This window comes from Microbacterium hominis NBRC 15708 (assembly GCF_001592125.1).
GTDB lineage: Bacteria > Actinomycetota > Actinomycetes > Actinomycetales > Microbacteriaceae > Microbacterium > Microbacterium hominis.
On sequence record NZ_BCWI01000024.1, the window covers coordinates 43,732 to 54,316 of the forward strand.

Annotated in this window: 10 protein-coding genes; 6 read left to right on the top strand and 4 right to left on the bottom strand. The window is 72.5% G+C overall.

Annotated features, from left to right (window positions below):
• Positions 1-2: 2 nt before the first annotated feature.
• The 5 genes from MHO01S_RS15040 to MHO01S_RS15060 are packed head-to-tail and all read left to right on the top strand — an operon-like array spanning position 3 to position 5,851.
• The gene (locus MHO01S_RS15040; RefSeq protein ID WP_082808097.1) at positions 3-941 is read left to right on the top strand and encodes an ABC transporter permease; all 939 of its coding nucleotides are present in this window, start codon (positions 3-5) and stop codon (positions 939-941) included.
• Positions 938-2,551, top strand: coding sequence for a dipeptide ABC transporter ATP-binding protein (locus MHO01S_RS15045; RefSeq protein ID WP_061782542.1), 1,614 nt, complete (start codon positions 938-940; stop codon positions 2,549-2,551). Before MHO01S_RS15040 ends, MHO01S_RS15045 begins: the two co-directional genes overlap by 4 nt.
• Positions 2,548-3,924, top strand: coding sequence for a M20/M25/M40 family metallo-hydrolase (locus tag MHO01S_RS15050; RefSeq protein ID WP_082734280.1), 1,377 nt, complete (start codon positions 2,548-2,550; stop codon positions 3,922-3,924). The genes MHO01S_RS15045 and MHO01S_RS15050 overlap by 4 nt, the downstream gene beginning before the upstream one ends.
• Positions 3,921-4,958: an LLM class flavin-dependent oxidoreductase gene (locus MHO01S_RS15055; RefSeq protein WP_060960861.1), complete on the top strand. Its 1,038-nt coding sequence runs from the start codon at positions 3,921-3,923 to the stop codon at positions 4,956-4,958. The genes MHO01S_RS15050 and MHO01S_RS15055 overlap by 4 nt, the downstream gene beginning before the upstream one ends.
• Before the next feature lie 35 nt (positions 4,959-4,993).
• Positions 4,994-5,851, top strand: coding sequence for a DUF1684 domain-containing protein (locus MHO01S_RS15060; RefSeq protein ID WP_060960860.1), 858 nt, complete (start codon positions 4,994-4,996; stop codon positions 5,849-5,851).
• A 4-nt stretch (positions 5,852-5,855) separates the two neighbouring features.
• Here MHO01S_RS15060 and MHO01S_RS16985 read toward each other — a convergent pair whose 3' ends face one another.
• The 4 genes from MHO01S_RS16985 to MHO01S_RS15085 form a co-directional block, all read right to left on the bottom strand.
• Positions 5,856-7,007, bottom strand: coding sequence for a GNAT family N-acetyltransferase (locus tag MHO01S_RS16985; protein ID WP_255266111.1), 1,152 nt, complete (start codon positions 7,005-7,007; stop codon positions 5,856-5,858).
• Positions 7,008-7,075: 68 nt separating this feature from the next.
• Complete coding sequence (locus MHO01S_RS15075; RefSeq protein ID WP_060960859.1) at positions 7,076-8,077, bottom strand: ABC transporter substrate-binding protein; 1,002 nt, start codon at positions 8,075-8,077, stop codon at positions 7,076-7,078.
• A 47-nt stretch (positions 8,078-8,124) separates the two neighbouring features.
• Positions 8,125-8,898 carry an amino acid ABC transporter ATP-binding protein gene (locus MHO01S_RS15080; protein ID WP_061782543.1) on the bottom strand — a complete coding sequence of 258 codons (774 nt, stop codon included), beginning with the start codon at positions 8,896-8,898 and terminating at the stop codon, positions 8,125-8,127.
• Positions 8,895-9,932 carry an amino acid ABC transporter permease gene (locus MHO01S_RS15085; RefSeq protein WP_060960857.1) on the bottom strand — a complete coding sequence of 346 codons (1,038 nt, stop codon included), beginning with the start codon at positions 9,930-9,932 and terminating at the stop codon, positions 8,895-8,897. Before MHO01S_RS15085 ends, MHO01S_RS15080 begins: the two co-directional genes overlap by 4 nt.
• A gap of 238 nt (positions 9,933-10,170) precedes the next feature.
• Between MHO01S_RS15085 and MHO01S_RS15090 the strand changes: the two genes are divergently transcribed.
• On the top strand, positions 10,171-10,554 hold the full coding sequence (locus tag MHO01S_RS15090; RefSeq protein ID WP_061782544.1) for a rhodanese-like domain-containing protein: 384 nt from the start codon (positions 10,171-10,173) through the stop codon (positions 10,552-10,554).
• The last annotated feature ends 31 nt before the right edge of the window (positions 10,555-10,585 follow it).

The window sequence follows — 10,585 nt, forward strand, 5'->3', positions numbered from 1 at the left end:
CCATGACCGTCGACACCGTGATCTCGGTCACCGACCGCTCGCCCGCCCCCGGCATCCCCGCGGCGGAGCCGGACGTCCCGACCGTCCCGCCGGCGGCGGGCATCCCCGCGGCGGCGACCGCCGCGGCGCGGCCCCGGTCGCGGCGCGTGGCGCCCTCGCTCGCGCTGGCGGTGCTCGTCCTCGTGCTGGTGACGCTGTGGGCCCTCTTCCCGACCTGGTTCACGGCGTGGGACCCGATCGAGGGCGTCCCCGCCGATCGGCTGCAGCCTCCCGGCCCCGCGCACTGGTTCGGGACGGACAACCTCGGGCGCGACCTGTTCTCGCGGGTCGTCTACGGCTCGGCGACCTCGCTGGCCGCCACGAGCGTCGCGGTCGTCGTCGGGCTCACGGTCGGGTCGCTGTTCGGGCTGCTCGCCGGCTTCCTCCCGGGCATCGTGGACGACGCGATCATGCGCATCATGGACGTCCTCCTCGCGATCCCCAGCCTGCTGCTCTCCCTCGCCCTCATCACCGCCCTCGGCTTCGGCACGCTGAACGTCGCCGTCGCCGTGGGCCTGGCGAGCATCGCCTCCTTCTCGCGGGTGATGCGCGCCGAGGTGCTCTCGATCGCCACGGCCGTGTACGTCGAGGCCGCCCGCGTGTCGGGGGTGCGCTGGTACACGATCCTCCGCCGCCACGTGCTCCCGAACGCGGCCGGGCCCGTCGTCGCGCTGGCCGCGCTCGAGTTCGGCGTCATGGTGCTCGCGATCTCCTCGCTGTCCTTCCTCGGTTTCGGGGCGCCGCCTCCGGCGCCCGAGTGGGGCTCGCTCGTGTCGGGCGGTCGCGACTACCTCGCGGTGGCGTGGTGGCTGACGACGCTTCCCGGGCTCGTCATCGTCGCGGTCGTCCTGTCGGCCAACCGCGTCGCCCGCGCCCTCGAGCGCGACGGGGGACGTCGATGAGCGCCGTGCTCGAGGTCGAGGACCTGTCCGTGTCCTACACGGTCGACGGGCGCTCGCGCACCGCCGTCGACGGTGTCGGGTTCACCGTCGGTCGCGGCGAGATCGTCGCGATCGTCGGCGAGTCGGGATCGGGCAAGAGCACGACGGCCCACGCGATCATCCGTCTGCTCGCCGCCAACGCCACGGTGGATGCCGGGACCCTCCGACTGGCCGGCGACGACATCTCGGCGCTGTCGCCTCGGTCCTGGCGCGACGTGCGCGGCCGTCGGATCGCGCTCATCCCGCAGGACCCGACGACGAGCCTCAACCCCGTCAAGCGCGTCGGGCGTCAGGTGGGCGAGCCCCTGGTCATCCATGGACTGGCGGACGCGCGCGGCGCCGATGCGCGCGCCGTGGAGCTGCTGCGCCTCGCCGGTATCCCCGAACCCGAGGCGCGGGCACGGCAGTTCCCCCATCAGCTGTCCGGAGGGATGAAACAGCGCGCCCTCATCGCGGCCGCCCTCTCCGCCGACCCCGAGCTCATCATCGCGGACGAGCCGACGAGCGCCCTCGACGTGACGGTGCAGAAGCAGATCCTCGACCACCTCGACATCCTCGCCCGCGACCTCGGCACCGCCGTGCTCCTGATCACTCACGATCTGGGGGTCGCCGCCGACCGGGCCGACCGCATCATCGTGATGCAGCACGGGCGCATCGTCGAGGAGGGGGACGCGCGCGAGATCCTGACCGCGCCGCAGCATCCGTACACCCGCGCGCTCCTCGCCGCCGCCCCCGGCGCGATGCGGCGGGAGCGCGCACCGCAGGCCGCGGGGGCATCGACCGCCCCACCGCTGCTCGAACTCGCGCGCGTGCGGAAGGAGTTCGCCCTCCCCGGACGTCGATCGCTCGTCGCCGTCGACGACGTGTCGCTCACCGTCCGCCGCGCCGAGACCGTCGCCGTGGTCGGCGAGTCCGGGTCGGGCAAGACGACCACGGCGCGACTGGCCCTGCGGCTGGAGCGCCCGAGCGCGGGGGAGATCCTCTTCGACGGCATCGATCTGGTGCACGCCGGGCGCGAGGAGCTGCGGGCGCTGCGCCGCCGGTTCCAGCTCGTGCATCAGAGCCCCTACGCCTCCCTCGACCCGCGCTTCAGCGTCGCCGACATCGTCGACGAGCCGCTGCGGGCGTACGGCGTCGACCGGGCGACCCGTGCGGCGCGCGTCGCGGCGCTGATCGATCAGGTCGCGCTGCCGGCCGCGTTCGCACACCGCCGGCCCGCCGAGCTGTCCGGCGGCCAACATCAGCGGGTGGCGATCGCCCGGGCCCTCGCGCTGCGCCCCGACCTGGTCGTGCTCGACGAGGCGGTCTCGGCGCTGGACGTCTCCGTGCAGGCGCAGATCCTCGCGCTGCTGGCCGACATCCAGGCCGAGTCGGGAGTGGCCTACCTTTTCATCAGCCACGACCTGTCGGTCGTCCGCGAGATCTCCGACCGGGTCGTCGTGATGAGCGGGGGCCGCGTCGTCGAGGAGGGGCCGACCGCGCGGGTGCTCACGGCGCCCCGCGAGGAGTACACGCGACGCCTGCTCGACGCGGTGCCCGGCGGCCGACTCCGACGCGAGGACGCCGCATGAGCGCCCTCGGACGTCAGACCGTCGATCTGCTGCAGCATCTCATCCGCGGCGCGGCCGTCAACGACGGCACGCCCGACGGCGGCGGCGAGCACCGACAGGTGGAGACCCTGTCGCGCTTCTTCGAGGGGTCGGGCCTGGAAGGCGTCACGGTCGAGCCTCATCCGGGCCGGACCTCGCTCGTCATCCGCATCGAGGGCACCGACCTCGCCGCCCCTTCCCTCGCCCTCGTCGGGCACACCGACGTCGTCCCGGTGGAGGCGGCGGGATGGTCGCGCGACCCGTTCGCGGCCGACATCGTCGACGGCGTGCTGTGGGGACGGGGCGCCATCGACATGCTCAACCTGACAGCGGCCTACGCCGTCGTGACGCGCAACCTCGCCGTCGAGGGCTTCCGTCCGCGCGGCGATCTCGTCTTCGCGGCCGTGGCGGACGAGGAGAACGGCAGCCGGTTCGGGGTTGAGTGGCTCACCGAACATCGGCTCGACCTCATCGACGCCGACTACGTGCTGACGGAGTCGGGCGGCGCGCACGCGGGAAAGGCGCCGGGGATCACGGTGATGGTCGGGGAGAAGGGCGGCGCCGGACGACTGCTGCGCGTCACGGGATCCCCGGGCCACGGCTCGGCACCCTGGGGAGCCCGCAACGCCGCGGTGATCGCGGCGGAGGCCGTCACGCGTCTGGCCCGGCATCGCTCACCCGCCGTCATCACGCCGCAGTGGCGCGACTACGCCCGGGCGCTGGATCTGGATGCGGCGACGAGAGCCGATCTCCTCGACCCCGAGCGCCTGGACGACGCCCTCCCGCGGTTGGGCGGGCTCGCCGGTTTCGCGCACGCCTCGACCCACACGACCGTCTCGCCCAACATCGTGCGCGCCGGGGAGAAGGGGAACGTCATCCCCGGAGAGGCGACGATCCAGCTCGACATCCGCATCCTGCCCGGTGTCACCCGCGAGGATGTCGAGGGGCAGCTGCGCGACGCGCTCGGCGATCTGATCGAGAACATCGAGATCGAGGGCGACTGGTTCGGCGAGGCGACCCTCTCGCCCATCGACACGCCGCTCTACGCGGCGATCGGCTCGGCCGTGCGTCGCGCGCATCCGGGAGCGGAGTTGCTCCCCATGCTCGGCGTCGGCGGGACGGACGGGCGGTTCTACCGTCGCCGCGGCATCCCCGCATACGGTTTCGGCGTCCTCAGCGAACGCTGGGACTACGGCACCTTCCGGCGGCTCTTCCACGGCAACGACGAGCGCATCGACCTCGCGTCGCTCGAGCTCACCGTCACCGCGCTCGACGACGTGGTGCGCACCTTCCACGATCCCGACGGCGCTGCACGGGTGCGGACGCCCCGCGCCCGGGCGGAGGCGGCGCGATGACCGGGGATGCCGCGACGCGCGGCGTCATCGCGCGCACCGGGATCATCGTCGCCGGCAGCTATCCGGAAGACGACCCGTCGCGGGGCCTCGAGGAGACGCTCGCCCTCATCGCCTTCGCGGAGGAGCTGGGCTTCGACGTGGCGGGCGTGCGGCAACGGCATCTCGAGCGCGGCATCTCGTCGGCGCTCACCGTGCTCGCCGCGGCCACGCAGCGCACGCGGCGCATCCGGCTCGAGAGCGACGTCGTGCCCCTCGGTCACGAGAACCCGTTCCGTCTCGCGGAGGACTTCGCCACCGTCGACGCGCTGTCGGGCGGCCGCGTCAATGTGGGCATCTCGACCTCGACGCCGCACCAGGACCTCCTGCGGTCCCTGGCCCGGCCCGACGCGGATGCCGAGACCGACCCCTTCGCGCTGATCACGCGTTTCCTTGAGGCCCTTGAGGGCCGCGAGCTGGGCGGCGAGCCGCTCTCGACGCCCTACGGCCCGCAGGTGCCGCGCATCCAGCCGCACGTCGCCGACCTGCGCCGGCGCGTCTGGCTGGGCGGCGGGTCGCTGCGTTCCGTGCGGTGGGCGGCGCAGAACGGGCTGAAGCTGCTGCTCGGCAACGTCGGCGACGGACATGTCGCCGACACCTTCGAGCAGGCGCAGGCGATCCACATCGCCGAGTACCGCCGGCTGTTCCGCGGCGAGGGCGCCGCGGTCGCGGTCGAGCGGGTGATCCTGCCCACCGACTCGGCCACTTCCGCGCAGCGCGCCCACTACGCCGCGTACGTGGCCGAGCGCCACGCCCGCACCGAGCGACCCGTCACCGTGGGCGCGCGCCGCATCGTGTTCCAGCGCGACCTGCTCGGCAGTGCGGAGGAGATCGCCGAGCGCCTGGCGGCCGATCCCGCCTTCGACGGGCGCACCGAGTTGCGTCTCGCGCTTCCCTACGCGTTCGCGCCGGAGGAGTACCGTCACATCCTGCACGACGTCCGCCACGCCGTGCTGCCGCTCGTCGCCGCGCACGTGGCCGCCGACATCCCCGCCTGAGACCCACCCCACCCCCATCCCCACGAGGAGAGAACATGACCAGCACGATCACCGCGGACGTCGAGCGGGCGCGGTTCGCCCACGAGTGGGAGACATGGCACCTCGCGCACGAGGAGCGACGCAACAGTCCGCTGGGCTTCCACGCGATCACCGGGCTGGCCTGGCTCTCGGCCGACCCGGTGCGCCTGGAGGGCGCGCCGGGGGCGTGGAGCGTCGGAGTGGACGGCGCCGTCGTCGACCTGGCCGCGGGCGAGACCCTGACCCTGGACGGCGTCGCCATCGGCGGGCGCCACGTCTTCGGGACGCTGCCCGAGCGCGCCTCCGTGCTCCTGGGCTTCACCGACGGTGACGTCGAGGGCGCGATCGAACTCGCCCGCCGCGGGGGCCACACGATCGTGCGTCCCCGGCGCGCCGACCACCCGTTCCTGGTCGCGTATCCGGGGACGCCCGCCTACCTCCCCGACGCGCGGTGGCGCGTGCCCGCCCGCTTCGTGCCGTTCGAGACCCCGCGTCCGACCGAGGTCGGCTCGGCCGTCGACGGTCTCACCCACGTCTACGACGCGCCCGGCCGCCTGGAGTTCGCCTGGGAGGGGGAGACGCTCGCCCTCACCGCCTTCCCCGGTCACGGCGGCGGCCTCCTCGTGCTGTTCACCGATGCGACGAGCGGGCGCACGACCTACGCGGCGAACCGCTCGGTCGCGGTGGACGCCCCCGATGCGGACGGCTGGACGGCGATCGACTTCACCCGCGCGACGAACCTGCCGTGCGCGTACACCGACTTCGCGACGTGCCCGTTGCCGCCGAGCGAGAACCGGCTGCCGATCGCGGTGGAGGCGGGCGAGAAGACCCCCGTCTCGCGCGTGCACGGCGCGACGGCGCCGGTGCCGGCCTGAGCGGTCAGCGCTCGCCGGGCCCGCTCGCCGGGACCTCTCGCGCCGGGACCTCTCGCGCCGGGATCTCTTTCGCGAAGCAGTGCGAGAAGGCGAACGGCGTGTAGGGCTCGTAGATCCCGATGGGGGTGTAGCCCGCCTTCTCGTAGAGCGCCACGGCGTCGTGCTGCCGGTCCCCGGTCTGCAGGATGAGCCGGCGCGCGCCGCGGTGCTGTGCGATGCGCTCCAACTCCGCGAGCAGGGCCCGGCTCACGCCACGGCCGCGCGCGCGGGGGTGCACGAAGAAGCGCTTGATCTCGAGGTCACGGATGCCGTCGTGGGCGAGATCGCGCAGCGCGGCGTGCCCGACCGGGGTGCCGTCCTCGTCGAGGGCGATCAGGGTGGCGACGATCGTCGCGGGGTCGACGGCGAACGCCCTCTCGGCGACGGACGGGTCGCCGTCGCGGAAGCGGTCGGCGTAGCGGGGGCCGACCTCGGCATCCATGAGCTCGCGGAGCGCGGCGGCGCGGGTGTCGGCCCAGGGGACTTCGAGCAGTCGCCCGCGCTCGTCGGGGGCGCGCTCGGCAGGGGGCGCGGGTGCGGGAGCCAGGTCGTAGCCGAAGGCGAGGAGCGTGACGATGCGGCCCGGCTCGAGCTCGCGTGCCTGCTCCCGGTCGGGCAGCCGGCGGAACCCCAGCTTCGCGTACAGCGCGTGGGCCCCGGTCATCTCCGGACCCGAGTTCATGACGACGCGGTGCGAGCCGCGCTCGCGGGCCAGCGCGATGACGTGGCGCGTCAGCGCGGCGCCGATGCCGCGGCCGCGCGCCGACGGGGCGACCGCGAGCTGGCGGAAGTCGGTCTCGCCCGGCCGTCCGATGTCGGGGTTGAGGGCCCGGTTCGGCCGCGACACCCACACGGTGCCGACGATCTCTCCCGTGTCGTCGACGGCCACCCACACGTCGCCCGCGCGCACGCGGGAGGCGACGTCGCGCAGGGAGGCGAGATAACCGTCGGACAGCGCGCCGTAGCTGGCGAGGTACGCCGCGGCGGTCACCTCGCCGGCGCGCGCGTACTCCTCGGTGCGCACGAGGCGGATGGTGACGGCGTCGGCCGGCGACGCCGGGTCGTGGGCCGCTCGCGCGGGCGCCGCGGGAGCGGGGACGGGGGAAGAAGGGGGCATGGGATCTCCAGAGGACGAGGATACCGGCCGGTCCCGCGGACGGGACCGGCCGGTGGGAGGGCGTGGACTCAGGACTTCGGCAGACCCTGCGGGTTGACCTCGCTCTTGTCGACCCGCTCGCCCTCCAGACCCCAGGTCTTCAGGAGCTCGTCGTACTGGCCGCCGTCGATGATGGCGTTGAGGGCGATCTGGACCGGCTCGATGAGGCCGTTGCCCTTCTTCGTCGCCGCCGCGATGTTGGCCGTCAGCGGCCAGCCGCCCGACACCAGCCCGACGAGCTTGGTGTCTCCGGTCTCGCGCGCGGCCCAGGCGGAGGTCGCGTTGGGGCCGAAGGTGGCGTCGGCGCGACCCGACTGGATCGCGAGCGTCGCGGCCGCGTTGTCGTCGTAGTAGACGAGCTCAGCGGGCGCCTTGCCCTTCTTCTCGAGCTCCGCGTTCCAGGCGAGCAGCACCTTCTCCTGGTTCGTGCCCGAGCCCACGATGATCTTCAGCCCCGAGATGTCGTCGGAGCCCGCGATGGAGGTGATCGCGCTGTCGGACTTCACGTAGAAGCCGAGCTGGTCGACACGGTAGCTCGCGAAGTCGTACAGCTCCTTGCGCTCCTCGGTCACCGTGACGTTCGACGCGATGAGGTCGTACTTGCCCGACTGGATGCCGAGCGGCCAGTCGGCCCAGGCGACCACGACGGGGTTGTACTCCAGCCCCAGCGCCTCGGCGATGAGCGAGCCGATGTTCGGCTCGGTGCCCGCGACGTCCGTCGCGGCCGAGGTGCCCTCCGGCTGGTAGCTCAGCGGCGGGACGAAGGCGCCGATCGCGACGGTGAGCTTCCCGGGCTCGATCGGGGTGAAGCCGCTCTCCTTGAGCGCCTCGACGGCGGCGGGGACGGACGAGTCCAGGTGGACCCAGTGGATGTCGGAGGTGGACACGTTCGCGCTGGTCTCGGTCGGGCCGGGCTCGGCGGCGGTCGCCGAGCCGTTGAGACTGACCGCCGTGACGATGCCGCCGACGATCGCGGCGACGGCGACGACCGCGATGCCGAGGGCGATGCCCTGCTTCTTGCTGATGGCCATGTGCTGTGTTCTGCTTTCTGTGTCGGGTGTGATCTGCGGTGGGGTTGTCAGGAGAGGACCTTGGCGAGGAACTCCTGCACGCGGGGGTGCTGCGGACGCACGAGGACCTCGGAGGGCGGACCCTGCTCGATGATGCGACCGCCGTCGAGGAAGACGACGCGGTCGGCGACCTCGCGTGCGAAGCCGACCTCATGGGTGACGATGACCAGCGTGGTGCCGAGCTGCGCGAGGTCGCGGATGACGTCGAGCACCTCGCCGACCAGTTCCGGATCGAGGGCGCTCGTCGGCTCGTCGAACAGGATCACCTTCGGTGCGAGGGCCAGCGCGCGGGCGATCGCCACCCGCTGCTGCTGACCGCCGGAGAGCTGGCGCGGGTAGCGGTCGGCCTTGTCCGCGAGGCCCACGCGGTCCAGCAGCCCCAGCCCGAGCTCGCGGGCATCCTCCTTGGAGTGTCGCCCGAGGGCGATCGGCGCCTCCGTGACGTTCTCCAGGGCGGTCAGGTGCGGGAAGAGGTTGAAGTTCTGGAAGACGATGCCGATCTGCGTGCGTCGCGCGAGCACGTCGCGCTCGCGCAGCTCGTGGAGGACGCCGCCGCGCTTCTCGTAGCCGATGAACTCGCCGTCGACCGTGACCGAGCCGGCATCCACCGTCTCGAGGTGGTTGATGGTGCGCAGCAGGGTCGACTTGCCCGAGCCGCTGGCGCCGAGGATCGCCACGACCTCGCCGGGGGCGATCGTCAGATGGATGCCGCGGAGCACCTCGATGCCGCCGTAGCTCTTGTGCACGTCGTGGATCTCCACGAGTCCCGTCGTCGCGCTCATGACCGTCCTGCGACCTTCTCGTCGTGCGACACCGGTCGCGCCGCTGTCGGGTTCTCGTCGGCCAGGCGCGCCCACTGCGCGGCGATCCACGCGCGCGCCTTCTGCACCGGCGTGGGCGGGAGCACGCGCACGGTTCCGCGGGCGTAGTGGCGCTCGATGTAGTACTGCGCGATGCTCAGGATCGTCGTGACGATCGTGTACCAGACCACCGCGACCAGCAGCAGCGGGATGACGCGGCTGTTGCGGTTGTAGATGACCTGCACCGCGTAGAACAGCTCGGGGATGGCGATGACGAAGAGCACCGACGTCCCCTTGACGAGACCGATGACCTCGTTGGTCGCGTTGGGCACGATCGAGCGCATGGCCTGCGGGAGCACGATGCGGGTGAGGCGGCGGCGGGGTGGGATGCCGAGCGAGGCGGCGGCCTCCAGCTGTCCCTGGTCCACCGACAGCAGTCCACCGCGGATGATCTCCGCCGAGTAGGCGGCCTGGTGGAGGGAGAGACCGAGCACGCCGGCTGCGAACGCCGAGATCAGCTGGACGGTGGGGAACTCGACGATCCAGAAGTCCGTCGTGAACGGCGTTCCGAGGCCGAGGGTGGGGTAGAGGTAGCCGAGGTTGTACCAGACCACCAGCTGCACGACGAGCGGCACCGAGCGGAAGAACCAGATGTACAGCCAGGCGGCGCTGTTCAGCAGCGGCGACTTCGCGAGGCGGGCCAGGGCGATCAGCGTCCCGAGGAGGAAGCCGATCACGGCCGAGACCGCCGTGTACAGCAGCGTCAGGCCGAGTCCGCGCAGGACCGGCTCGGAGACGAAGTAGCGCGCGAACACGTCCCACTCGTAGTTCTCGTTGGTCACGAGCGACCACGCGAACTGCGCGAGGACGAAGATCACGACGGCCGCGAGCGCCCAGCGGAACCAGTGTTTCGTGCGGACGACGCGGATGGTGCCGAGGTCCCACCGGTCGCCGTCGGGCGGCGATCCGGGGGCGGTCGCGGACGCGCCGGTGGCGCGGGCCAGGGTGTCGGTCATGGAAGCCTCTTTCGGGCCGTTCTCTCGGGAAGGCTCATCGGGGACGAGCCGGTTGCCTGACGGTAGAGAGCGGCACGGGCGCACGGCAAACACCGTTCGTCACGGCCCGTGATCATCCGTAGCGTGGCGTCACACAGAGCAATCCGGCGACGCATCGGCCGGCGCTGCGCGGGGGCGCACCTATCGTCGGACGCATGCGGACCACCCCCTTCCGATCCCGACCCACGAGGAGACATCCGTGACCCACGACCACGTCGCACCCGCATCCACCCCCGCCGTCGAGGCCCCGCTGATCAGCCCGGAAGAGGCCGCCGACCGGTTCGCGGCCGGCGCCGTCGTGGTCGACGTGCGCAGCGACGCCGGTCGCGCCAAAGACGGGGTGATCCGCGGTGACCGCGATCGCATCGACGCGCAGTTCCTCCTCGACTCTCCGGAGAAGCTCGCCGAGATCACCGAGTGGGATCAGGACATCGTCATCGTCTGCGGATCCATCCGCGGCTCGGGACCGGTGGCGCAGAAGCTGCGCGAGAGCGGTTTCACCAACGTCGCGCACGTCGACGGCGGCTTCCCCGCCTGGCGCGACGCGGGGGCACCGGCGGCCGAGCTCCCGTCCGAGGACTGAATCCCCGACGGCCCGCATCCTGCCCGCTAGG